Annotated in this window: 22 protein-coding genes and 2 pseudogenes; 21 read left to right on the forward strand and 3 right to left on the reverse strand. The window is 62.8% G+C overall.

Annotation, left to right across the window (positions count from 1 at the left end):
• The 5 genes and pseudogenes from ACYP5B_RS23665 to ACYP5B_RS23685 form a co-directional block, all read left to right on the forward strand.
• On the forward strand, positions 1-959 hold a 959-nt coding region (locus ACYP5B_RS23665; protein ID WP_459571294.1), incomplete at its 5' end, for a hypothetical protein.
• A gap of 349 nt (positions 960-1,308) precedes the next feature.
• Positions 1,309-1,851, forward strand: coding sequence for a phasin family protein (locus ACYP5B_RS23670; protein ID WP_459571295.1), 543 nt, complete (start codon positions 1,309-1,311; stop codon positions 1,849-1,851).
• A gap of 216 nt (positions 1,852-2,067) precedes the next feature.
• Positions 2,068-2,451 carry a hypothetical protein gene (locus tag ACYP5B_RS23675; protein ID WP_459571297.1) on the forward strand — a complete coding sequence of 128 codons (384 nt, stop codon included), beginning with the start codon at positions 2,068-2,070 and terminating at the stop codon, positions 2,449-2,451.
• Positions 2,448-3,419: a CapA family protein gene (locus ACYP5B_RS23680; RefSeq protein ID WP_459571298.1), complete on the forward strand. Its 972-nt coding sequence runs from the start codon at positions 2,448-2,450 to the stop codon at positions 3,417-3,419. The genes ACYP5B_RS23675 and ACYP5B_RS23680 overlap by 4 nt, the downstream gene beginning before the upstream one ends.
• Positions 3,420-3,524: 105 nt before the next feature.
• Positions 3,525-3,683 (forward strand): annotated as a pseudogene (locus tag ACYP5B_RS23685) (citryl-CoA lyase); the annotation flags it as partial.
• A gap of 264 nt (positions 3,684-3,947) precedes the next feature.
• On the opposite strand, the gene ACYP5B_RS23690 reads toward ACYP5B_RS23685, so the two are convergent.
• On the reverse strand, positions 3,948-4,733 hold the full coding sequence (locus ACYP5B_RS23690; protein ID WP_459571299.1) for an HpcH/HpaI aldolase family protein: 786 nt from the start codon (positions 4,731-4,733) through the stop codon (positions 3,948-3,950).
• Between the two features lie 287 nt (positions 4,734-5,020).
• Between ACYP5B_RS23690 and ACYP5B_RS23695 the strand changes: the two are divergent.
• Both ACYP5B_RS23695 and ACYP5B_RS23700 read left to right on the forward strand, forming a co-directional pair.
• Positions 5,021-5,113: pseudogene (locus ACYP5B_RS23695) on the forward strand (integrase); the annotation flags it as partial.
• A gap of 214 nt (positions 5,114-5,327) precedes the next feature.
• Positions 5,328-7,058, forward strand: a complete 1,731-nt coding sequence (locus tag ACYP5B_RS23700) for a hypothetical protein (protein ID WP_459571300.1) — start codon at positions 5,328-5,330, stop codon at positions 7,056-7,058.
• A gap of 465 nt (positions 7,059-7,523) precedes the next feature.
• On the opposite strand, the gene ACYP5B_RS23705 is transcribed toward ACYP5B_RS23700, so the two are convergent.
• Positions 7,524-8,243, reverse strand: coding sequence for a GntR family transcriptional regulator (locus ACYP5B_RS23705; protein ID WP_400097839.1), 720 nt, complete (start codon positions 8,241-8,243; stop codon positions 7,524-7,526).
• Positions 8,244-8,419: 176 nt separating this feature from the next.
• Here ACYP5B_RS23705 and ACYP5B_RS23710 point away from each other — a divergent pair, with 176 nt between their 5' ends.
• The 13 genes from ACYP5B_RS23710 (at position 8,420) to ACYP5B_RS23770 (ending at position 21,390) form a co-directional block, all read left to right on the forward strand.
• Positions 8,420-9,640: a pyridoxal-phosphate-dependent aminotransferase family protein gene (locus tag ACYP5B_RS23710; protein WP_459571301.1), complete on the forward strand. Its 1,221-nt coding sequence runs from the start codon at positions 8,420-8,422 to the stop codon at positions 9,638-9,640.
• 144 nt (positions 9,641-9,784) lie between these two features.
• A complete protein-coding gene (locus ACYP5B_RS23715; RefSeq protein WP_400097836.1) occupies positions 9,785-11,089 on the forward strand; it encodes an MFS transporter in 1,305 nt (434 codons plus the stop codon).
• An 86-nt stretch (positions 11,090-11,175) separates the two neighbouring features.
• Positions 11,176-12,702 carry an amidase family protein gene (locus tag ACYP5B_RS23720; RefSeq protein ID WP_459571302.1) on the forward strand — a complete coding sequence of 509 codons (1,527 nt, stop codon included), beginning with the start codon at positions 11,176-11,178 and terminating at the stop codon, positions 12,700-12,702.
• Positions 12,703-12,810: 108 nt separating this feature from the next.
• On the forward strand, positions 12,811-14,259 hold the full coding sequence (locus ACYP5B_RS23725) for an MFS transporter (protein WP_400097832.1): 1,449 nt from the start codon (positions 12,811-12,813) through the stop codon (positions 14,257-14,259).
• Between the two features lie 13 nt (positions 14,260-14,272).
• Positions 14,273-14,986 carry an aspartate/glutamate racemase family protein gene (locus ACYP5B_RS23730; RefSeq protein WP_459571303.1) on the forward strand — a complete coding sequence of 238 codons (714 nt, stop codon included), beginning with the start codon at positions 14,273-14,275 and terminating at the stop codon, positions 14,984-14,986.
• On the forward strand, positions 14,983-15,747 hold the full coding sequence (locus ACYP5B_RS23735) for a fumarylacetoacetate hydrolase family protein (protein ID WP_459571304.1): 765 nt from the start codon (positions 14,983-14,985) through the stop codon (positions 15,745-15,747). Before ACYP5B_RS23730 ends, ACYP5B_RS23735 begins: the two co-directional genes overlap by 4 nt.
• A 736-nt stretch (positions 15,748-16,483) precedes the next feature.
• The gene (locus ACYP5B_RS23740; RefSeq protein ID WP_459571305.1) at positions 16,484-16,891 is read left to right on the forward strand and encodes a PPC domain-containing DNA-binding protein; all 408 of its coding nucleotides are present in this window, start codon (positions 16,484-16,486) and stop codon (positions 16,889-16,891) included.
• Between the two features lie 183 nt (positions 16,892-17,074).
• Positions 17,075-17,572, forward strand: a complete 498-nt coding sequence (locus ACYP5B_RS23745; protein ID WP_459571306.1) for a VOC family protein — start codon at positions 17,075-17,077, stop codon at positions 17,570-17,572.
• A gap of 186 nt (positions 17,573-17,758) precedes the next feature.
• Positions 17,759-18,211 carry a DUF2000 domain-containing protein gene (locus ACYP5B_RS23750; protein ID WP_400097811.1) on the forward strand — a complete coding sequence of 151 codons (453 nt, stop codon included), beginning with the start codon at positions 17,759-17,761 and terminating at the stop codon, positions 18,209-18,211.
• Entirely contained in the window at positions 18,211-18,942 is a 732-nt protein-coding gene (locus ACYP5B_RS23755; protein ID WP_459571314.1) for an enoyl-CoA hydratase/isomerase family protein, read from the forward strand. The genes ACYP5B_RS23750 and ACYP5B_RS23755 overlap by 1 nt, the downstream gene beginning before the upstream one ends.
• Complete coding sequence (locus ACYP5B_RS23760; protein WP_459571307.1) at positions 18,935-19,657, forward strand: NAD(P)H-dependent oxidoreductase; 723 nt, start codon at positions 18,935-18,937, stop codon at positions 19,655-19,657. Before ACYP5B_RS23755 ends, ACYP5B_RS23760 begins: the two co-directional genes overlap by 8 nt.
• 50 nt (positions 19,658-19,707) lie before the next feature.
• On the forward strand, positions 19,708-20,508 hold the full coding sequence (locus ACYP5B_RS23765) for a helix-turn-helix transcriptional regulator (RefSeq protein WP_459571308.1): 801 nt from the start codon (positions 19,708-19,710) through the stop codon (positions 20,506-20,508).
• A 105-nt stretch (positions 20,509-20,613) separates the two neighbouring features.
• Positions 20,614-21,390: an enoyl-CoA hydratase gene (locus tag ACYP5B_RS23770; protein WP_459571309.1), complete on the forward strand. Its 777-nt coding sequence runs from the start codon at positions 20,614-20,616 to the stop codon at positions 21,388-21,390.
• A gap of 33 nt (positions 21,391-21,423) precedes the next feature.
• Here ACYP5B_RS23770 and ACYP5B_RS23775 read toward each other — a convergent pair whose 3' ends face one another.
• A complete protein-coding gene (locus ACYP5B_RS23775) occupies positions 21,424-21,858 on the reverse strand; it encodes a MarR family winged helix-turn-helix transcriptional regulator (protein ID WP_459571310.1) in 435 nt (144 codons plus the stop codon).
• A gap of 477 nt (positions 21,859-22,335) precedes the next feature.
• Here ACYP5B_RS23775 and ACYP5B_RS23780 point away from each other — a divergent pair.
• Positions 22,336-22,598 (forward strand): ATP-binding cassette domain-containing protein (locus ACYP5B_RS23780; RefSeq protein WP_459571311.1); only part of this gene is annotated, 263 nt, incomplete at its 3' end.

Consider the following 22,598-nt stretch of genomic DNA (forward strand, 5'->3'; position numbering starts at 1 on the left):
CGATGCCGCGATCAGCCGACCGCCCCAACCGACTGAGGCCAGTGCAGTCCTTTGACATGACGCGCGAAGGCGCGCCCATCCTCAGCGACTTCGGCCTGCAATGCCTCGCCCAGGGCGACTCGTGGTTCTCCATCAATACGCTGAGGCCGCTGAGCGGTTCGAACATGTTGATGAACATGCGGCTGTCGCGCAGCGCAATCGCCGTTGATTGCGCGGATCCTGGCGACACGCTGACGCATATGCTCGACAGCCGCCAGGATCCCCTGTTCTACAGTTTCCTCGTCGGTCCGCGAGACCGTGCCTGGAGCGTCATCCTATTGTCCGGCGGCGGCAACGACCTCATCGACGCCGTCCAGACCGCGCCGACCGATGCCAACGGCCATCACCGGCCGCCCAACGACAGGCTGCTGCTGACCGAGGACGAATGGGATGGCGCCGATGCGATCGATACTTTTATCTCGCGACCGGGCTGGCTTGCGTTCACACGGTATATGCTGGACCAGTACCGGGCCCTGGAGTTCCTACGCCGGATCAGCGCGCAGAACCAGAACACGCCGATCATCACCCACACCTACGACTACGCCACGCGACAGCGGCGCGGGACCGGGCCAGGGGCCATGGCTGTTTCCGGCGCTGCGGGCCTATGGCATTCCCGAGGACCACTGGATTCCTCTCGCGCACAACTTTATCGACCGACTCGCCGACGACGTCATCCTCCAGGCTGGCATCCCGAATTTCCATGTAACCGATACGCGCGGCACGCTGGAGCCAGCCGGAACCGACGACGACGGCGCCACGGCAGACTGGGAGAACGAGATCCACCCTACCGCGGACGGCTACGACAAGCTTGCGGTGAAGGTCGTCGACAAGATTGCAGAGGTCCTCAATATTCCCTGAGAGTGGGCTCCCAAATAGCCGCTATTCGCTTCCACAGACTCCGACAATCTTCAGAAGCCTGAGCAGGAGAGCTCATGCCCGTGCGCGTTCCCTATCTGTGCCTTCCGCCTCAGGGCCTTATCGTTGAGTCGGATCACTCCCGCTTGGGCGATATCTGATGGTCGATGGTGGGCCGTCTCCAACGCTGTGAGGAGGTGGCGTTCAATGCATTGGCAGATCTGTCAAATGCACTTCTTGCCACTCGTGAAATTTCGATCCAGCGCCTGGGCAAGGCTGAGACTCCGCTCGCCGCTCCAGACTCCATGTCCGAATGATTCCCATGGTGTAAACCTCGAGCCAATTGGTCACCGCGCTGTCATCATCCGCAGCTAGAGTACTGGCTCAAAAACGAAAGCGACAAAGGAGACGCAGATGTTCCTCACGTCTGACCAAATCGCCGCCGCGCAGCGTGCCAGCCTGGAGACCCTATATGGGCTAACGCTTAAGGTGTTCGAGAGCCTGGAGCGGCTTGCCGCGCTGAACCTGCAAACGAGCAAGGACCATTTCGCTGACGGCGCCAATGCTACGTTGAAGGCGCTATCTGCAACGACTACTCAGGATATCCTGACGTTCCAGGATGAGACCATCAAGCCGGCGCACGAGAAATACCTGAGCTACATCCGCCAACTTTCCGAGATTTCCGGCGCCGCCCAGCTTGATTTCTCAACGTTCATTGAAGCGGTCCAGGCCGCCAACGCAGAGCAGTTGCAGGCCTTCTTTGCGAAAGTCTCGGAATCTGCCCCGGTTGATTCGGAGGCGACAATGGCCATCGTGAAGTCGGCCATCCACGCCGCCCAGACCGCTTTCGAGTCAGTCCAGCAAGTCACGAAGGAAACGGCTGAGCTTGCGAATGTCACCCTCGGTGACGTTGACGTGAAATCAGAATCGACCACTGCCGAGGATTCCGAGGCCTGAGGCGCGAGCACTCTCTGGTTGGCCGCTATCGGTGGGATGTGTCGGGCCGCATAGGCCGATTCTCTGCCGCTCGCGCCCAGACTCGGCTACGGCGGTTCGCGGCCTATACCAGCCGTCCCCGCGGCATCCGGAAGATGTCAGGGACTGACACGTAACAGGCGTGGGCGTGAGGATCACTGAATGTCATCATTGCTGTAATACAATGCGGACTCACCGATGGCTGACACCACCTTCGAGCTCTGCATGCGTTTCGGATTCTGTGTCTTTTTGATGTCTCCCTTGATGGCAATGGCCTCGCCAGAGGTCCGTTGTTCATTGGAGCAGAGCGACGAAGAGGCCGTGATGTCCGTGCGCGCGGAACCGGACGCGTTGGGCGGTTCGTGGCAAGAGATGGGGCGGTTCAAAGTTCGCGCGCTACTCGCGGCGCCCCCAAAGAAAAAGCCATGGCTGCTGGTAGAGGTCTACGCAAAAGCCGCCGACGGTGACTATCGCATCATCTCCTCGCAAAAGGCCTTCACGCCATTCGCCACGGAGCACATGGAGGTGGTGGAGCCTAGTGGGGGACGGAGTCTCCGGTACAAATGCGGAGCAGCACAATGAAGGCCCTGCTAACGCTTGCCGCTGTGGCGGCATTGACGGCCCCTCATGCATGGGCGGCCGAGGGCACTGCCAGGGTAGCGTTCGTCGGCGACGTGATGCTCGCGGAGTCCGAGGGGACGGGACGATTGGCGGCCCATGGTGGAGACCCCTTTGCCCACGTACGCGGGATGCTCGCGAATGCCGACCTGAGAGTCGCGAATTTCGAGTCGTCGGCGGGAACGACGGGGACACCCGACCGAGACAAACCTTATAGTTTCAGGACAGCGCAGTCAGCGCTGGCCGGGTTCGCCTCGGTCTTCGTGGCTGCCGGTTTGGCCAACAACCATGCCGGCGATTTCGGCCGGAAAGACTTCGTCCAGACCATCGAAGCGCTCCGGAAAGCGGGGGCGACAACGTTCGGCGGCGGTAAAGACGCGCGTGATGCTCACCGTGCGGCGATGTTCGAGTGCAACGGCGTCAAAATCGCTCTGCTCGGATACCTGGACTTTCAACCGAGATGGTTCGCGGCGGCACCTGGCATGCCCGGCGTGGCGTGGCTCGACGAGAACCAGGCGGCGTTGGATATTGCCCAGGCCAAGGCAGACGGGGCCGACGTTGTGGTGGTGATTCCCCACTGGGGCGTCGAACACGAGCCTAAGGCGGACTACCGCCAGCGGCGCATGGCCAGGGCGCTGCTTGACGCGGGGGCCGACGCCGTGATCGGCGGGCATCCCCACGTCGCCCAGGACTACGAAGTCTACAAAGGCAAACCCATCGTCTATTCCCTGGGAAATTTCGTTTTCGACGGCTTCGACGACGAAGACAACGTGACCGGCTGGGCAGTGTTTGCCGACTTCGACAAGAAGGGCGTAACCTCGCTCTCGACCCGCGTGGTGAGGATGGATACCGACGGCTCGCCAAGCCCCGACTCCGCCAGGCATGGGCCTTGTTGGAAACGAGGGGGGAAGCAGATGTGGGTTTGCAAGTAATTGGCCGGCTGTGTGTGCCGGAGGACTTGCTCTTGGCAATACGCGGTCTTCGCGCTAGTTGAGCCAGAACTTAGCGCCCTCAGTCTGCTCGATCCATAGGCCCGGAAGTTCCTTGCGGCCGTCGGCGCGAATGGCCATCCTGTCGATCCGCGCGCGCCACGCCTGCTGGCGCTGGTGGACCAGGCGGCCAGCGGTGTAGTCAGCGGCCGGTTTGCGGAGATTGCGCGGGCCGTGGAGCGTCGGCTGTCTGCTGGACTCAGCAAGACAACGCAGGTGTGCTTGGCAATTCAGGTTTGAAACGGCAGCCGGCTTGCCTGGCTTCGAGGCGCTCCGCCAATTCGGAAGATCTAGGTCAAACGTCTCAACTGGGGTAGAGAACCGCCTTTTGATGTCTTCATCACGAAGGGCCGCTTTTCGGCCGTCACGGTCACTCGATAACCCACGGCTGAGACGCCGATTACAGCGGCTTCGCGAAGCGATTGGCGATGACCCGCGGCTTAGGAAGGATTTGTTGGTTGCGACGAACTTCTACCGACTTATGCCGTCAACGACTGATGCTAGCCCCCTTTGGAGCAGGGACCAGTCCATGCCGATGACGACCGCGCGGTAGCCGCGTGCGATCATGGCATTGGCCAAGTCGGTAGTCGGCGCGACGCCGCCGAGCAAAACCCGGCTCTTTAGAATTGGGGCCTCAAGTTGTGCGATTGCCGCTTGCACCTCTGGCAGATCCGTCTGGCCCCGGTATCCCATGCTGGTGGCAAGGTCCCCGGGGCCGATGAAAACAAGGTCAAGTCCGGGCGTTGCGACAATGCCTTCAATATTGTCGATGGCATTGACGTGTTCAATCGTGCCAATGGCAAGCACCTCCTCGTCTGCGCAATCCAGATATTCGCGCATGGATAGACCCCATCGCGGCGGGGCGTAGAACGGGCCCCAGAAGCGATCTCCTTTGGGCGGGTAGCGGACAGCCCGCACTGCCGCCTCTGCAGCGGCTTGGGTCGTCGTCATCGGAAAGCAGATTCCCAAAGCGCCGAGGTCAAGAGGGACCTTGGCCTGCCACGCATTCGTTGCCGCAACCCGGACCAGCGGCACGAGCGGGGTGCCAGAGGTCGCGCAAATCATCGCGTGCGCAGTGCCGGCATCGATTGCGCCGTGCTCCATGTCGATGAGGACCCAATCGAGGCCAGCGCGAGCCATGATCTGGATCGTCTGAACCGAAGGTATGGTCGCGATGGCGCCGAGCGTTGCCTGGCCACTTCGCCACATCGATTTCAGCCGGTTAATTCCATTGGCGGCAGGGACGGCAGTTGTCATGATGGCTCCTGGCACGGGCGCCATCGTAGTCTATGCATCTCGTGCCGGCCTTGCAAAGGGGACGTGTTGGGTCAAGAGCGGATACATTGGGAAGCTGCAGTTTTCCGGGAAAGGGTGGAGGTCGGATATGGCCGGGCTTCAGCCGTTCAGCGCGTTGCCTCCAACGCCTCTTTGGGGTCGGTCAGCGACCGCCAAAAGAAGTGCAGACTTGGGCTCCCTTCGTAACAAAGGAGATCGTCATGGAATCACTGCACTCCTCTCCCGGAAATCGCATCCCTTGGAACAATCTCCTGGGACACACCAAACTTGAAAGCACGGTGAGATATCTGGGCATTGAAGCAGACGACGCGCTCGAAATGGCAGAGCAAACGGAGGCGTGAGGACCTGATGGCCGGCGGTCGCTTGCCGGCCAGTTTGAGTCAGCCGATCTTGAACCGTCAATGACGGAAACGGCCGATGGACGGCCGATCACTCTCTGACGGGGACCGTCGGTCCCAGAGCCGTCGATTGGCGAACGCAGCCTTGGGATAAGGCTGGCGGGCCAGTATATTCAAATGTCACGGGCAGGCGAGGGAGCGGAACATGGAGCAAAAAATGGTTCGACTCAGGATGTGGACCTCCGGCGCCTACGCGCTGGCCTCTGCCGGCGCGGACGGCACAGCCAGCGTCGTCGAGCATGACGGACGAGGCGCCCTGCACACGATCGATATCGGCCCGGACGGCTTCGAGGAAACGGTTATCCGGCGCCACATGGAGGCCCGCGGCGTGGTCATGCGCAGGTCCCGGCTGCGTGGCGATTCACGCGGCAATGTCGAGTGGGAGCGGCGACTCGACAGCCCCCGCATCACCCGCACCGAGGTCTGGTCGGCGCCTGCTGTGGGACCGGGCAGATGGACGCGCGAGGACGTCCGGCCGGGCCGCACCACGCGCTATATCCGACACAGCAACGGCAGCTTCCGCGCCGTAGCGACCGCGCCGGATGGCACGGAACTCTGGACGGCCGATTGGCAACGCAAGCGGGGCCGGCTGCACGGCGCCTTCTTCCGCAGCGACGGCAAGGCCCTGGGCGATGCCAGCGTGAAAGGCGGTGGCCAGCAGACGATGCAATGGACCGGGCCCGACTCGCAAGGCACCTCGTCCCGGACCTACAAGGGCGCGGACGATACGGTGGTGGAGGTCAAGGACTACACCCAGAGCGACGGCGCGCACGTCCACATCGTCCGCACGTACGAGCCGACTCCGGGGCGCGGCCACGAAACGGGAAGCAGCACCAGGGGCGTGTCGGACGAAGGGATCAATCCCGCGAAGTCGTGGATCAAGATCGACGTCAACGACGACAAGGACAATCCGATGGGGCAGCACGACGACGGGCACAGCTCGGTGGAGTTCGGCACCGAGTCCAATCCCGACGGCACAAGCACGGAATACACCATCAGCAGGCACGAGAAGCCCGACGGTTCGTCGTCCATGGACAGGACGGACTGGTCATCCAACGGCGACACCGGGTCCGCCGCTAGTTCGACCGACGTCAATGGAAACACCTCCACGACTGAAGTGGCCAGGCACGCGGACGGGAGCTACACCATCAAGACGCGTACCGTCGACAAGAACGGCGACGGCACGGAGCAGACGGACTCGGTGGACAAGGACGGCAAGATCACGAACGGCGAGCCGAAGACCGTCAAGGGCGGCAAGATCGTGGCCGGCCCCACCGCCGGCAATGCCGATGGCTCGGAGAACTCGGGTGACTCCGGCGACGGCGATGACAACGCTAATAGCAATGTGGCGGACAACGCCAACGACTCCGCCCCCCCCGACGACGACGACCATCCCGACCCGGATGCGGATGCCCAGACCGGCCTGCCGGCGGGCGACGGGGACGACGGTGGCCAGGAGGGCAATCCGGACGGCCGCCTGGCGGGGATGGACCGGGACACGCTGCTCGCCCTGGTCGGACGTGCGTGGCGCGGCGAGGAAGGGATCGACAGCCTGGGCGATACGAATGCCCGCTATGGACGCTGGCTCGATGCACTTAGGGCCGTCGTGGAGGCAGGCGGCACGGTCGGAAGTACGGGAGAGGAGCTGGACAGCCTGGGCGCGCCGATCCCTGGATTCGACTTTTCCGGCGGCGGGGGTGGCCACCAGGACGAAGACCTCGACAGCCTTGGCCGCCCGGTGATCGACCTCGACATCGTGCCCCGGCCACGTCCGGGTCCGGGTCCGGACGGCATGACGCGGCTGGGGTCGCTGCTTGACCTCTGTGCGCAACTCGCCGCGAGCTCCGCCACCGTGGCGGCGTCCGTGAGCCTGCTCAGGCAGGCCTGAGAGGGCCGCGTGGCTGCCTCAATGACCGGAAAGGAACTGATACCGTGAGCTGAGCGCAGACCGACTGGACTCATTGCCTTTCCAGACGTTCGCAAGGAAGAGCCGTCCGCCGCCGTGCCGGCCAACGGCGGCTCATCGGCCGTAACGGACATGCATGCGTCAGATGGTGGCAACGGCGGAGCAAACGAACAAGCCAACGAAGAAAAGAATCACGCCCCACAATAGCCATGTCGGGATGCGCGGGCTGTTTCTCGCGTCAGTTGGTGTGGGCAAAACGGCAATCGCAACCACCTTGCGGGAAGGTACCGTAGGCGGCAAATCCCGAGGATGACCGAGCACCAGCGAGTGCGCACGAGCGACGGGGAACCGACTAGCGAAACCCATCAGGGGCGCTGGCTCTGGCCAAACTGAACAGCCTCGCTCTACTCAAGCCGCAGTGGGATGCGGGTGCTTCGGCCCGCTGCTCTATGTGCCTGACGTGTCGCCGGCCTCACTCGACTGGATGAGTAGCACGGCGTCGCGCTTGTCCAGCAGATGTTGGCGCAGGATCGCGGCAAGCCGCTTGCCATCGCGTGCTTCGAGCGCCGTCAGCATTTCCTCGTGGTCATGGATGGCGCTGTCCCATTTCGGCTTCTGATAGTTCGACCGGTAGCGCAGGGCCTGCAACCTCCGATTCACCGATAGATAGGTCTGACGCAGCGCGACATTGCTGGCCGCTTCGTTGATACGGTCATGAATCTGATGGTTGAAGCTGTAATAGCCGGGCAAGTCATCCTTTGCCCGGCATGCCAGCATCGCGTAGTGCAGCGCTTTGATCTCCGCCAGCTCGACGGCCGTGATGCGCTCGCAGGCCAGCTCCCCGGATAACGCTTCCAGGCCGCTCATCAATTCGAATGTGTCCCGAATCTCCGTCTCCGACAGGCGCGATACCGTCGCGCCCCGGTTGGGCGTGCTTTCGATCAGCCCTTCCGCCGCCAGCACCTTCATGGCTTCGCGCAGCGGCGTGCGGGAGATGCCCAGCGTCTCGCATAACTCGCGTTCGTTGAGTTTCGTACCCGCTTTCAAGACGCCCTCGACGATGAACGTCCGCAGGTGATCCACCACCGTGTCGTGCAAGCGTTGCCGTTCAACCTTGGGTAGCACGGATATGGGAGAATCCGCGCCAGGAGAAATTGAATTTTGCATTCAAACCTCTAGAAGCATCATTGTGAACATTTTAGCAGACACTTAACACCGTTCCAAAATTTAGCTGGATCCATTTGTATGGGGTAAACACTGCGCAATTTCACCAAAAACCCTCCTGTCTTCACGCCGCTCCTCTGCTACAGTATTTTGTATTCAAAACTCAACAGGAGGAGACTATGCTGAAACTCGACTTCCACCCCGCGGGCCGCCACTTCCTTCAGATCCCCGGGCCGAGCCCCGTTCCCGATCGCATCCTGCGAGCCATGAGCTACCCGACCATCGACCATCGCGGCCCCGAGTTCGGGGCACTTGGCCTCAAGGTGCTGGCCGGGATCAAGCAGGTATTCAAGACGGAGCAACCGGTCGTGATCTATCCCGCTTCCGGTACGGGCGCATGGGAAGCCGCATTGACGAACACCCTGAGTCCTGGCGACACGGTCTTGATGTTCGAGACTGGTCACTTCGCCACGCTCTGGAAGAAGATGGCCGAGAATCTTGGCATCCGGCCCGAGTTTCTCGGCTTGCCGGGTATCGAGGGCTGGCGCCGCGGTGTGCAGGCCGACATGATCGACGCACGCCTGCGCGCTGACACCGAGCATGCCATCAAGGCGGTTTGCGTGGTCCATAACGAAACCTCGACCGGTGTTACCTCGGACATCGCGGCCGTGCGCAAGGCGATCGATGCCGCGCGGCACCCTGCACTGCTGTTGGTCGACACGATTTCCGGCCTGGCGTCCGCCGATTACCGGCACGACGAATGGGGCGTGGATGTGACCGTCTCCGGTTCGCAGAAAGGACTCATGTTGCCGCCGGGCATCAGTTTCAATGCGGTGTCGCCCAAGGCCATCGAAGCCGCCAGGACGGCGCGGCTGCCGCGCAGCTTCTGGAGCTGGGACGAGATCATCGAGATGAACCGCACCGGCTACTGGCCCTATACACCCAGCACAAATCTGCTCTATGGCCTGTCCGAAGCACTAGACATGATTCTCGACGAGGGGCTGGACAATGTGTTCGCGCGCCATCAGCGGCTGGCCGAGGCATGCCGCCGGGCAGTGCGCGCCTGGGGCCTGGAGATCCAGTGCGCCGACCCTGCCGTGTACAGCCCGGTTCTCACTGGCGTGATGATGCCCGAGGGGATCGATGCGGACGTTGTGCGCAGGAATATCTATGAGCGCTTCAACATGTCGCTGGGCGCGGCGTTGGGCAAGATGAAAGGCCGCATGTTCCGCATCGGCCATCTCGGCGACTGCAACGACCTGACGCTGGTGGCGACGCTCGCCGGCTGCGAAATGGGCTTGAAGATCTCGGGCGTGCCGGTCGCGGCAAGCGGGACATCCGCCGCGATGGACTACCTGGCCGCCCATGCCACGCCCTTGCCGCTCAAAGCTGCTGCCTGACGCCGTCCGACGCAACTGTAGTTCCCATCCGAAGCGAGGAATTCCGCGCGGCTGCGCCGCAGTGGCGCTAATTCCCGCACCGCACTGATCGGGCCAGGATCAGTGCAGCAGCACAGACATACCTGAAAAAACAAAGGAGACGCTGTGGATACTACCCTGCAGGCCGGGACAAAAGTGAGGACGTTCGAGGACGCGGTTTATCGCAAGGTAAGCTGGCGGCTCATACCGTTCCTGATGCTGTGCTTCCTGATCGCTTATCTCGATCGTGTCAACGTTGGTTTCGCCAAGCTTCAGATGTCGCAGCAGTTGGGCTTCAGCGAAACTGTTTACGGCCTGGGCGCCGGCATCTTCTTCATCGGCTACTTCCTGTTCGAAGTGCCAAGCAACCTGGCCCTGCACCGGTTCGGCGCCAAGGTATGGATCGGGCGCATCATGGTCACATGGGGTCTGCTCTCCGCGTGTTTCGTGTTCGTGGAGACGCCTACCGCCTTCTACACGCTACGCTTCCTGCTCGGCCTGGCCGAAGCCGGTTTTACGCCGGGCATCGTGTATTACCTGTCCTGCTGGTACCCGGCGCACCGGCGCGCCAAGATCATGGCCATCTACTGCATGGGCTCGCCGCTGTCCGGCATCATTGGCAATCCGTTGTCCGGCTTCCTGATGGGCAGCATGGGCGGTATCGCAGGCTGGGCCGGATGGCAATGGATGTTCTTCATCGAGGCCGTTCCCGCAGTCCTGCTGGGCCTCTTCTGCTTCTACTACCTCGACAACTCGATTGCCAAGGCCAAATGGCTCAGCGGCGAGGAGAAACGCGTGCTGGAGCTGGCCAAGGCGGAGGATGTCAGGTCGGCAGACCCGCAGGCCCGTGTCGGCAACGTCTTCACCGACCCACGCGTCTGGCTCATCAGCCTGATCTGCTTTTGCTATGTCACCGGCCAGTACGGCATCACGCTTTGGCTGCCGACCTTCATCAAGTCCACGGGCGTCACCGACCCCATCCATATCGGCTTGCTGAGCGCGATCCCCTATGTGGCGGCAATTGTCACGATGTACTTCTTCGCAAAGAGCGCCGACAAGCACCGCGAACGGCGCTGGCACCTGATCGTGCCCTGCATGATGGGGGCGATCGGCTTCCTGGCGCTGCCCTGGGTCATGCACAGTACCGCGCTGTCGCTGGTGTTCCTGTCGATTGCCGCGGCCGGCATCCTGACCTGCACGCCGCTGTTCTGGTCGCTGCCGACTGCTTTCCTGAGCGGTGCCGCGGCGGCCACGGCAATCGCCATGAGCAACTCGATCGGCAACCTCGCCGGCTTCACCAGCGGCTACATGATCGGCTATCTCAGGGACGTGACGCAGAGTGGCACTAGCGCCTATTACATGATCGCGGCAATGCTGATCATTGGTGCCTTTGCCATCTGGACCCTGCCTGCCAAGCTGGTCAACCGATAACAACGGGAAGCGGTGCGCCGGCGCCGCACCGCTTCCCCGCACCCCCAACGCCTCGGGCGCCCGTAGCGGGCGCATGGAAGACTCTCATGAACAGTGCATTCGAATCGAAAACGAACGGCCCCGGCAGTCAAGCGCCGTTCAACCTGATGGAGGCCACCGTTGCCACCACGCATGCCGCGATGCGTGACGGCCGGCTGACGGCGCGGCACTTGGTGCGCGGCTACCTGGACCGGATCTCGGCCTACGATCAAAGCGGCCCCCGCATCAACAGCATCCTCCGCCTCAACCCGCAGGCGCTGGCAGAGGCAGAACGCATGGACGCCCAGGCCGCCGGGAAGCCGGCGCGGGCCCTGGCTCCTCTCCATGGCATCCCGGTGCTGATCAAGGACAATATCGAATGCGGTGGCATCGAAACCACCGCAGGCTCGCCTTGCCTTCGGGGCAATATGGCCGCGCAGGATGCGTTTATTGTCCAGCGGCTGCGCCGGGCAGGCGCCATCGTCCTGGCAAAGACCAACCTGCACGAGCTTGCCTCCGGGGGCGAGACCGTTAGCACGGAGCTTGGCCAGACCTTGAACCCCTACGACCTGACGCGAACGCCTGGCGGGTCCAGCGGGGGCACCGGCGCTGGCATCGCAGCCAACTTCGGTTTGCTTGGGATCGGAACCGACGGGGTCAACTCGATCAGGTCGCCGGCCTCGGCTAACAATCTCGTCGGCCTGCGTCCCACCGTGGGCCTGGTCAGCCGAACGGGGCTCGTTCCCTGCGGCCTCACGCAGGACACCATCGGGCCGATCACACGGACCGTTGCGGATACCGCTGTACTGCTCGACGTAATTGCCGGGCATGACCCGGCCGATCCTATCTCGAGCCAAGGCGCCTCCCACATCCCCGCGAGCTATACGGCCTTTCTCGACCCCGATGGGCTCAAGGGCGCGCGCATCGGCGTACTGCGCCATTTCTTCGGCGATGGGCCCGAGCATCGGCCCGTCAACGCCGTCATGCAGCAAGCACTGGCCGTCATCGAAGCGCAGGGCGCGGAGTTGGTCGCGGTGGACGACGCCATCAGCCCCGAGGAACTCCTGGCGTCAACGCTCGTGCATCACTACGAGATGGAGCACGATCTCGATGCGTACCTGGCCCGGCTCGCCCCGGACGTGAAGGTGCGGTCGCTGAAAGACATCATCGCATCGGGAGACGTGCACCCAAGCGTGGCTGGAACGCTGACCATGGCCGTGGCGCTGGCGGACAAGGAGGCCGAACACCGCGAGCGCCTGCAACGCCAGGAGGCGTTGCGCCAGCGGCTACTGGATCTGATGCAAGCGCATCGGATCGATGCACTGGCCTTTCCGCATCAGCGCCGCCTGGTGGCGCCGATCGGCGAGCCGCAAGCCGAACGTAACGGCGTGCTTGCATCTGCCACCGGCTTTCCGGCGATCGTGATTCCAGCGGGGTTTTCCGCCGCGGACCGCAATGCGCCGCAGGGCGTGCCGGTTGGGCTGGAGTTCTTCGGCCGTCCGTTTTCAGAACCCGTGCTGATACGGCTGGCCTATGCGGCCGAGCAGGCCCTGCACGCGCGCCGGACGCCGCACGCGGCACCGGCGCTCGAATAGGCCAGGAGCGGAACGAATCTTCATTGCTGCTCTACAAACGCCAGCCGATCCAGGCGGCGAGAAGTTTGCGGATACACCGTGACGACCTCAAACGAGGAGGAGACAAAGATGGGCGCAGAAGTGGTAGTTCAATCATCGAGTTCCCCACAGCAGCACGAGCTCGACCGGGCAATGGATGGCATCGGCGTGACGGCTTCGCACAAGAAGATCATCTTCATGATCATGCTGGGTGTGATGTTCGATGTCTTCGAGCAGAATGCGGTCGGCCTGGTTGGCCCCATGTTGCGGGAGCAATGGGGCATCTCGGTGGCGCAGATCGGCTTTCTAAACACACTGACATTCAGTGCCGCCGCGCTCGGACGCATCGGCTCGGGCTATATCGCAGATCGCTACGGCCGGCGTACGATGTTGAGCGCAAACCTGCTGCTGTTCACGCTGGGCGCCATCATCTGCGCGCTGGCGCCGAACTATGCGGTGCTGGCCGCGGGCCGCTTTATCGTTGGCATCGGCCTGGGCGGGGAGATCTCCATTGCTGTGACGATGCTGGCCGAGTTGTGCTCGACCCGCTTCCGGGGTACGGCAGTTGGCATGGTTAGCGTGGGCAGCGGTGGTCTTGGCAATATGCTGGCGCCCGCCTTTGGCCTGGCCGTGTTCGCCATGTTCCCGGGACCGGACAATTGGCGCTGGCTGTTCGCCTGCCTGGTGGTTCCCGCGTTCTTTGTCGTGTTCTATCGACGTTTTATTCCGGAGACACCGCGGTTCCTGTTATCCAAGGGACGGGTAGACGAGGCCAACCGCGTGCTGTCGATCCTGGCGTCGGGCCGGTTGGGCAAGCTCGCAGGTGAGCCGACGCCGTACATCAAGGCATCGACGCAGGATGAGGCGCCGCACGTCAAGGTACGGCTGAGCGACGTATTCAAAGGCCGTCTGGGACGGCGCACGATCGCGCTCGGGATTGCGGTTTCCATGACATACGGGGCGCAGATTTCCGTACTGACGCTGATGCCGACGATTCTGATGTCACAGGGCTACACCATTTCCAAGAGCTTGCTCTTTACCATGGTGATGCAGAGCGGCAGCCTGTTCGGCGCGCTCGCGGCTTCGTACTGCGGCTATCACATCCCGCGCAAGCGCGTGCTGACGGTAGGCGCCGGGCTGGCCTGCACGGCCGGACTGTGCTTCGGTTTCCTGACGTATAACGTGGCCCTGGTACTGCTCTTCGGCGCAGCCTTCACGTTCTGCGTCGTGTTGCTCAACACCTCGATCTGGATCTTCGCGCCGGAGCAATATCCCACCCACGTTCGCGCGTTCGGCACTTCCCTGATCCTGGCGCTCGGCACGCTGGCCGGGGCACTGACACCGCTGATCAGTGGTCGCGTGTTCGAAACCTATGGCGTCGGCGGCATGTTCAGCATGCTGGCAGCGATGTACGCTGTTTTCGCTCTGAGTGTCCAGTTTGCGCCGGAAACCTTCGGCCGCGCCATGGGCGAGACAGCCGCCGACGACGAAGCCGATCTCGCGGTCGGTGCTAGTGCTGCCAGCGCAAGCGGCTCCTGATCGGCGCATCGCGATGAACCACATCCTGCTGATCAATCCGAATACGTCGCAGTCGACCACGCAGATGATGGTTGACATCGCGCGTGCCGCTCTTGCCCACGATCTGGAGATCCGCGGCGTGACGATGGCACGCGGTGTGCCGATGATCGTCGACGAGGCAGATCTGCGCGCCGCCGCGGACGCGGTCGGCGCCATGGATCTGCCCGGCGCCGGTCCGGAGCGCGCAGGCGTGCGCGCTGTCATCGTCGCCGCTTTTGGCGATCCCGGCGCGGACGCGCTTCGGCGCAGGCTAGCCGTGCCGGTGGTGGGTATCGGCGAAGCCGCCATGCGAGAAGCGGCGCAGCATGGGCGTCGCTTCGGTATTGCCACGACGACGCCGTTCCTGGCGTCCTCGATTGAAGCCAATGTGCGGCGCTACGGACTCGATGCTAGCTTCACCGGTGTGCGTGTCACCCGCGGCGACCCTCGCATGCTTGGTCTTGACCCGGCGGCGCTGGAAGCCGCGCTGGCAGACGCGGTCCAGGCCTGCGTGGAAGCTGACGGAGCACAAGCGGTGGTGATAGGAGGTGGCCCGCTGGGCCAGGCGGCCCAGGCCTTGAGCATGCGTTTTGCCATTCCCGTGATCGGTCCGGTGCCGGCAGCGTGCCGCAGCCTGCTGCGTGCGCTTGCCGCGAGCGAGTCACGGAGTCATTTTGATCCTTCATTCAAGGAATTGCCTGAAGCATGACATCAACCAACATCGATACGGTCGCACAGGCCTTGCTTTGCGCACGGCGCGAGCACCGTTGTGCCGACGCGGAGCGCTTCGCCACCGCACTTGACAATCCGGAGCAGGCCTACGCCGTGCAGTCGGTCGTGGCTCGCTCGCTTGGCTGGCAAAAGATAGGCGCCGGGTACTGGAAATCCGGGGGGCCTTCACGCGAGGCGCAACTGACACACGCCGAACTCCCGCCCGCCGGGGTGTGGGCCAGCCCCGCGCATGCCGGCGACTGGCCCTTCACGTGGCGCGGCATTGAGGCCGAGATCGCACTGCGACTCGGGCGCGGGGTGGACGCAGCGCAGGCGGCCGCCCTCGATGGCCCGGGCGCGGCCGCGCTGATCGACGCGATGGCGGTCTCCATTGAAGTCGTCGACTCACGCTGGCAGCAGTACGTCGCCGCACCTGCGCTACTGAAGCTGGCTGACCTACAGGCCCACGGGGCGCTTGTGATTGGCGAGTGGCGTGACTATGAAGCGCGAGACTGGGCGGCACAGCGTTGCCGGGTGCAGATTGGCATGGAGTCGATCGAGCGCTGTGGCACCCATGCCCTGGGCGATCCGGCCTATGGACTGGTGGCCTGGCTGCGCCACGCCACGCGCGCGGGCCGAAGCGTGGAAGCCGGCACCGTCGTCACCACGGGTACCTGGGTCGGCATTCTGAACGCGTCGGCTGGCGACCTTGTGACAGCGGAATTCGAAGGCCTTGGCCGGGCCTCGATCCAGTTCTGAGAGGATGGCGCTGATCGCCCGCGATCTTCTTCACTTGCTGGATAGTGACCGGCCGCTATGGTCAGATAGTGTTGAAAAACGCGTCGGGGACGGACTTTGTGCAGATTTTTTGTTGGGGGGGGGGAGGGCGACCCTCAACCGATCGACGATCGTTCAATACAGGCCGTTCCAAGAGGCCGGGCTTCCACCGTCCCGGTCGGAGCACCAGTCAGATTGAGTTTTTCGACACTATCGCCGATGAGGGGACGATCGCCAGTCTCGACTTGGATGACCGCTTGTCGGCCCTCATCGGGCCTTCGCCACTGCGTTGCCGATCGTCTCTTCATCGGCCATCACTGCCCCGCGCGCGGATACGGCTCGACGAAATCCCAGCCTCTACCCCGGCACCGGCGTAGCTGAAGGTTTTGCCAGCGCGTACCACATGGTCAATCTACGCCTTTAAAGACGACGGGATTCCGAAATTCCACATGGGGGCAAGCAATGACCAAAAGGTCCGACATCATCAGCTCGTCCACGAGCTGATGGGACCGGTGTGCGGCTTCCATAAGTGATTCTGTCTCCACCAGGTCTTTCGTAGAAATTGCTTTCAGGGTCACTTGATCCAGGTGAAGAAGCTGGTCCTTCACAAGATCACTGTCGCCCGTACGACGGCTGTTCTGGCGAGAGCTGGCGCTCAATTGCGATCGACCTCAATTCGCCTTAACCTGTCACGGAACCCCCAACCTGGAACCGCGCGATGCAAGCACATCCTCTGCGCCTCTCTCCCGGCGACGATCTGCGTGTCGCACTCGAAGACGTGCTGCGTCAGCTCAAATTGCGTGCGGCCTTCGTAATCCAGGGCATCGGGAGCCTCAGCGTTGCCCAGTTGCGATTTGCCGGGGACGAGGATCCTACCGAGCTGCGTGACAATCTGGAAATACTGACGCTCGCCGGGTCCATATCATCTGATGGAGCGCACCTGCACATGTCGGTTGCCGACCCGCGCGGTCGAGTGTTCGGTGGTCATGTGGCACGCGGTTGCACGGTCCGTACAACCGCGGAGATATTGCTGGCGCTACTCCCCGAACATCGTTTCTCCCGGGAGTACGACCTAAGTTCAGGGTTCATGGAACTGGTCATACGAAACGAACCGCCCCTGGAGTAGCCTCGAGGCATACACCCGGGCAGCGTGGATGAATGAGGCCTTTCGACCCGCGAGAGTGTGAGACATCGGAGTCTCTACAACGGCATCGGTCTCATTCGACAGACCAAGCTCCCGCGATGTGGGCGATTGGCGTTGTTTTGACGGTGGCGGATACCCTGTGCTCAACTTTCCAGGAGACACGAAATGACCAGTAAGAACACGATCTGTTTGTGGTACGAAGGCGGCGCCGTTGACGCCGCAAACTTCTATGCCGAAACATTTCCCGACAGCGCTGTCGGCGCCGTCCTCCGCGCACCGGGCGACTATCCCGCCGGCAAGCAGGGCGATGTCCTGACGGTTGAGTTCACCGTCGTCGGCATCCCCTGCCTCGGGCTGAACGGCGGCCCGCATTACAAGCACAACGAGGCCTTCTCTTTTCAAATCGCGACGGACGACCAGGCCGAAACCGACCGCTTGTGGAATGCCATCGTCGGCAATGGCGGCCAGGAAAGCGCATGCGGCTGGTGCAAGGACCGGTGGGGATTGTCATGGCAGATCACCCCGCGCGCCCTCACCGCGGCGATATCCGACCCCGATCGCGCGGCGGCCAAGCGCGCATTCGACGCGATGATGACCATGAAGAAGATCGACATCGCCGCGATAGAGGCGGCACGGCTGGGCCGAAACCTCTCCTCAAATTGATGGAGCGTCTCCGCACGTTTTCTCCTGTCCAGATCTGGGGGGATGGCTGACCGGCCGGTTCCGGCCGGTCTGAGACGCTCGTGCACGCTTTGCGAACGTCCGTTACCGCGCTGCAAAATCGTCCAATATTTTTGGCCCGAACCTACCTAGCATTGTCTCCATGGCTTGAATTTCTGGAGAGATGCATTGTTACTGCAAGACGAAGCAAACACCTCTAACGACGCAGCGGCTCCGCGGGAGCCAGTGCGCTGCATCATCGTCGTGGATGAAGCGCTGGCGCCCGGCAAAGCCTCGAATGCCGCCGCCGTGGTGGCATTCACGTTGGGTCAACGTCACAGCCATCTCGTGGGAGACCCTCTGCGGGAACAGGACGGCACCGCGCATCCCGGTCTCATTCCCATTGGCATCCCGGTCCTTAAAGCCGCAGCTGAGCAGTTGGTGGCGCTGCGCCAGAAGTCACTGGCGCACTGTGACGTGGTTGACTTTCCAGTGCAAGGACAGGCCACGACCGACTACGATGCCTTCTTAGGCGCGGTGCGCGCGCTGCCGGGCGAGTCGCTCCAGTACCTGGCGGTCGGCCTGGTGGGACCCAGGAAGAAGGTTGGCAAACTGGTCGGCGGCTTCGCGCTGTTCGCATGATGGAAGCTAACATCACATCGGAACTCAGCGGCCAGGTCTGGTCCGTGGGTATTGACCGTCCGGCCAAGCGCAACGCGCTTAACAGCGTTCTGTTCGAAGCGCTAGCGAACACCTTGCGCCTGGCGCAGGCTGACGTCCGCGTTCATTGCGTCTTGCTGCACGGAACCAGCAGTTGTTTCTGCTCGGGCCACGACACGGCCGAGTTCGGCACCCTGTGGCCGCAGGCTGCCGACGGCGCCGTTACACGCTGCATCGAGGCCTTCGCGGAACAGCCCAAGCCACTCGTGGCCGCGGTCAACGGCGCGGCGGTCGGGTTCGGCGCAACGATGCTGCTCCACGCCGACTACGTGGTCGCCGGCGAGGGGGCCATGTTCTGCTTCCCGTTTGCGGATCTCGGCATTGTCCCCGAGGCCGGGGCCACAGCATTGCTTGCGCGCCGGGTGGGCGACCTGATTGCACGCGACTGGCTGATGAGCGGCCGCCCGATAACGGCCGCAGAGGCATTGCGGCAGGGCTTTGTTTCGTGCGTGGTGCCGGACACTGACGTGCGCGCAGTTGCCAACGAATACGCCACTCGCCTATCTGCCAAGCCGCCGACCGCGCTACAGGCTATGCGGCGCCTGTTGCTGGAGGGTGCTACCTTGCCAGCCAGCAAAGCGATAGAGGGCGAGCTTTCCTATCTGAACGCTTTCATTCCTGCTGTCACCTGCCGGTCTATCCCTCATGCATAAAGTTCACGTCGTTCATGCCCACCCGGAGCCGCGCTCCTTCTGCACGGCAATGGCCCACGAAGCCCGACGCCTGCTGGAGGTGCGCGGCGACGATGTGAGCTTCTCGGACCTGTACGCGCTCAACTTCGATCCTGTGGTGCGCGGCAGCGATTTCACCGAACGCGCCAACAGCGACTACCTTGTCTACGCGAAGGAGCAGCGCCACGCGCTTGAGCACAACGCCCTTGCGCCCGACATTCAGCGAGAGGTCGACGCGCTGTTGGCCAGCGACACGTTGATATTGGTGTTTCCACTCTACTGGTTCTCGGTGCCCGCGCTCATCAAGGGGTGGATCGACCGCTGCTTCCTGTCCGGCGCACTGTACGGCGGCAAGCGTATGTACGGGCGCGGGGGCATGGTCGGCAAGCGTGCGGTTGTCGGCATAAGCTTGGGGGGCCGGGAGCACATGTTCGGTCCGCAAGGCATACATGGAGAGCTGGCAGGCGCCATGCTGCGTCATCTCCTGCAAGGCACCTTGGGATATGTCGGCTATGAAGTGCTTGAGCCGTTCTTCGCCTGGCATATTCCTTACTGCTCGCACGCTCAGCGAGTGGACACGCTCACGCGTTGGGGCGACTTCATCGAGCGGCTCGACGAGCAGCCGCGCATACCGATGCCAAAGCTTGAGGAATATGATGACATTTTCCAGCCGCTTTCACGGGCCGCCTCATCATGAACACCACTGCGCCTACCAAGTCGATCAAGCTCTGGCATGCGCCAGACGTCATGGACGCCGTCATGCTCAAGGGCCAGTTCGTCGGCCACCGGTATCCGCCGCACGCGCACGACACGCATTGCCTTGCGGTGATCACGGGCGGAGTGCTGGCGGTCGAGGTTCAGCACCAGCGGCGCTTGTGCCGCCGCGGCGACGTGATCGTCATCGAAGCCGACGTGGTGCATGCCGGCCTGGCCGCCGGCGATGGGCAATGGAAGATGCGCGTGGAACATGTGCAGCCCGCGGCCCTCGCCGCCTACTGCGAGAGGCTTGGCATTCCCCGACGCGAGCGATTCGACATACCGAGTCCGTTCATCGTCGACGCAGAGCTGTCGCAACAACTCTACGGGGTGAACTGGTGTTCCGAGATGGACGATGATCGCTTCAAGCGCAGTGAAGTGCTTGCCAGTGCAATCATCGGCCTGTATGCCCGACACGCGGGCCGGTCCGTCGACCTGCCCGTAGTGCACAGCGAGCGTGCGCTGGTGCGCGCGGTCAAGGCCCGTCTGCGCGACGACCTGCACGTACGCCTGACCCTGTCTACGCTTGCGTGCGAATTCGGTGTGACACCCTTCGTGCTGCTGCGCGCCTTTGTACGCGAAGCGGGCCTGAGTCCGCATGCCTTTCAGCAGCAGGAGCGCGTACGCAGCGCGATGCCCTTGCTGCGCGGCGGCAGGCCCATCGCGGAGGTAAGCGCGCTGACCGGCTTTTCGGACCAGTCACACTTAACACGCGTGTTCAAGCAGCAGACCGGCGTGACGCCGAAGGTGTATCAGGCCGCCTTCTCATGCAGGACGCTCTCGACGCACTGACTCGGCCCAGTGGTTTACTTCGCATACGAATTATCGTATATACTTCGCATACGAACTAACACTGGATGCCTGCACGGCATCACGCAACCCATCTGGAGACCGACCATGACCTCGGAAATTCGCGTTGACGTTACCAGCGGCGTTTTGACCATTACGCTTGCCCGGGCGGACAAGAAGAATGCCTTGACGAACGAGATGTACGGTGCACTTGCCGACACTATCGAGCAGGCACAGCAGGACCGCAATATCCGGGTATTGCTGCTGCAGGGGGACGGGGACATTTTTACGGCGGGCAATGATGTGGGCGAATTCGCAGCGATAGCGGCGGGAAATGGCCCCAGCGAACGCCACGTGCACCGCTTTCTGCGCGCCCTTGCCAACTCGACCGTACCGATTGTCGCCGCGGTCAACGGCAAGGCCGTCGGCGTCGGCACCACCATGCTGCTGCATTGCGATTACGTCGTGCTCGCGCAGGACGCTCAACTGATCACGCCCTTCGTGAACCTTGCCCTTGTTCCCGAGGCGGCTTCGAGTTACCTGCTTCCCCTGCGCATCGGGCACGTCAGGGCCTTCGAGATGTTCGCGCTGGGCGAGCCGCTTGACGCGCAAACCGCCGTGGCATGGGGCATCGCGAACAAAGTTTGCGCTAATGACCAACTGCGGGCGGACGCGCGCCTGATGGCCGAAAAGATTGCCGCCAGGCCCGCTGGCTCGCTTAGCGCAATGAAAAAGCTCATGCGCGACGCGGAGAAACTGGTTTCGCAGATGAACAGCGAAAGCGCCAGGTTCGAGGAGCGGCTGGCCAGTGCCGAAGCCAAGGAAGCATTCTCGGCCTTCGCCGAGAAGCGCAAACCGGACTTCACCAAGGTCGCCCTGCAGTAAGTCGAGTGTCTCGCTGTCCGGCCGCTGCCCAGGTTACACCTCGCCCTCGTCGGCGGCCGGAAACTTCGTCTGCAGGCTGGTCAGCCACCGCGCTACCACGTTAATCTCGGCCGCGGTGAAACCTTCGGTCAGCCTGGCATTCAATTCCTTCATACCAGCCTTGGAGCGCAAGCGAGCCGAGCGTCCTGCCTGCGTCAGCCATAGGCGCGATGCACGGCGATCGGTCTCGTCCGGCCGGCGCTCGATAAGGCCCGCCCTTTCGGTCCGGTCAGCCAGACCGCTCATCCCGGGTGCGCCCAGATCCAGCGCTGCGGCAGCCTCGCTCATCAGCGCGCCGTCGTTCCTGCCCAGAAAGAAAAGCAGCCCAGCCTGGGCCGCTGTCGCGCCACCCGTAGCCGTGCGCGCTTGTGACCACCGATGCAGTCGACGCTGGCCGACATTCAATAGATAGACGAGGCGATGCTCCATGTCTGTGACGGATAAAGGATGCCATTTAGTTCACATGCGAATTTTATCACGTGCTCGGTGTCAGCATTAGCCTGACTTTGGTCGGTCACGGCAATGAACCTCTGTCGACTCCGTCGGCACACCACCTCGAAGGAACATAGCGCGTGGCTCTGGCACGGTCGCGCTGTCTGTACAAACTTATATCCAAGATATGTATGCACTGGCTCCGAGGGGTGAGCTACGCGAGAGTCGAGTCTGCATCTTGCCAAAGCCGCCAGTCGGCGACCCTAGCTCGGACGGCCGCGGCCGGCCAGGAGCCGTCATTCACCGCTATGTTCGCGGGCCCCGCAGCCGGAACACCCCGTGCGCCCGGGGGCCGCCTTGCTTTGTGGCCGGTGGGCGCCGCAAAGCGCAAGCGGGTCTTCACGCGTGCCAGAAAAGCGACAGCCCTGCACGTCCGATCGGCTATCATGCCAATCCTCTCCGAAGTGGCCCCCTATGATTTCCGTCCGTAATGTTACGCTGCGTCGTGGCGTCAATGTCGTACTCGACCGCGCGTCCGTCACCTTCAACCCCGGTGAAAAGATTGGTCTTGTCGGCCGCAATGGCGCCGGCAAGTCGTCCTTCTTCAGCCTTCTCAACGGCACGCTGCACGAAGACGGCGGCGAGTTCTCGATTCCCGCTGCATGGAAGATGGGCCAGGTCGCGCAGGAGATGCCGGAGACCGAGCAGAGCGCGACCGACTTCGTAGTCGAGGGTGA

The sequence above is a fragment of the Cupriavidus sp. 8B genome (genome assembly GCF_054589115.1).

What these genes read in the sequence shown, in the direction of transcription:
- ACYP5B_RS23680 (WP_459571298.1), top strand. Translation starts at nt 2,448, where the DNA reads ATGAAGGCCCTGCTAACGCTTGCCGCTGTGGCGGCATTGACGGCCCCT.
- ACYP5B_RS23710 (WP_459571301.1), top strand. Translation starts at nt 8,420, where the DNA reads ATGCTGAAACTCGACTTCCACCCCGCGGGCCGCCACTTCCTTCAGATC.
- ACYP5B_RS23740 (WP_459571305.1), top strand. Translation starts at nt 16,484, where the DNA reads ATGCAAGCACATCCTCTGCGCCTCTCTCCCGGCGACGATCTGCGTGTC.
- ACYP5B_RS23720 (WP_459571302.1), top strand. Translation starts at nt 11,176, where the DNA reads ATGAACAGTGCATTCGAATCGAAAACGAACGGCCCCGGCAGTCAAGCG.
- ACYP5B_RS23690 (WP_459571299.1), bottom strand. Translation starts at nt 4,733, where the DNA reads ATGACAACTGCCGTCCCTGCCGCCAATGGAATTAACCGGCTGAAATCG.
- ACYP5B_RS23765 (WP_459571308.1), top strand. Translation starts at nt 19,708, where the DNA reads ATGGACGCCGTCATGCTCAAGGGCCAGTTCGTCGGCCACCGGTATCCG.
- ACYP5B_RS23755 (WP_459571314.1), top strand. Translation starts at nt 18,211, where the DNA reads ATGGAAGCTAACATCACATCGGAACTCAGCGGCCAGGTCTGGTCCGTG.
- ACYP5B_RS23670 (WP_459571295.1), top strand. Translation starts at nt 1,309, where the DNA reads ATGTTCCTCACGTCTGACCAAATCGCCGCCGCGCAGCGTGCCAGCCTG.
- ACYP5B_RS23735 (WP_459571304.1), top strand. Translation starts at nt 14,983, where the DNA reads ATGACATCAACCAACATCGATACGGTCGCACAGGCCTTGCTTTGCGCA.
- ACYP5B_RS23705 (WP_400097839.1), bottom strand. Translation starts at nt 8,243, where the DNA reads ATGCAAAATTCAATTTCTCCTGGCGCGGATTCTCCCATATCCGTGCTA.
- ACYP5B_RS23730 (WP_459571303.1), top strand. Translation starts at nt 14,273, where the DNA reads ATGAACCACATCCTGCTGATCAATCCGAATACGTCGCAGTCGACCACG.
- ACYP5B_RS23775 (WP_459571310.1), bottom strand. Translation starts at nt 21,858, where the DNA reads ATGGAGCATCGCCTCGTCTATCTATTGAATGTCGGCCAGCGTCGACTG.
- ACYP5B_RS23675 (WP_459571297.1), top strand. Translation starts at nt 2,068, where the DNA reads ATGGCTGACACCACCTTCGAGCTCTGCATGCGTTTCGGATTCTGTGTC.
- ACYP5B_RS23725 (WP_400097832.1), top strand. Translation starts at nt 12,811, where the DNA reads ATGGGCGCAGAAGTGGTAGTTCAATCATCGAGTTCCCCACAGCAGCAC.
- ACYP5B_RS23745 (WP_459571306.1), top strand. Translation starts at nt 17,075, where the DNA reads ATGACCAGTAAGAACACGATCTGTTTGTGGTACGAAGGCGGCGCCGTT.
- ACYP5B_RS23770 (WP_459571309.1), top strand. Translation starts at nt 20,614, where the DNA reads ATGACCTCGGAAATTCGCGTTGACGTTACCAGCGGCGTTTTGACCATT.
- ACYP5B_RS23700 (WP_459571300.1), top strand. Translation starts at nt 5,328, where the DNA reads ATGGTTCGACTCAGGATGTGGACCTCCGGCGCCTACGCGCTGGCCTCT.
- ACYP5B_RS23760 (WP_459571307.1), top strand. Translation starts at nt 18,935, where the DNA reads ATGCATAAAGTTCACGTCGTTCATGCCCACCCGGAGCCGCGCTCCTTC.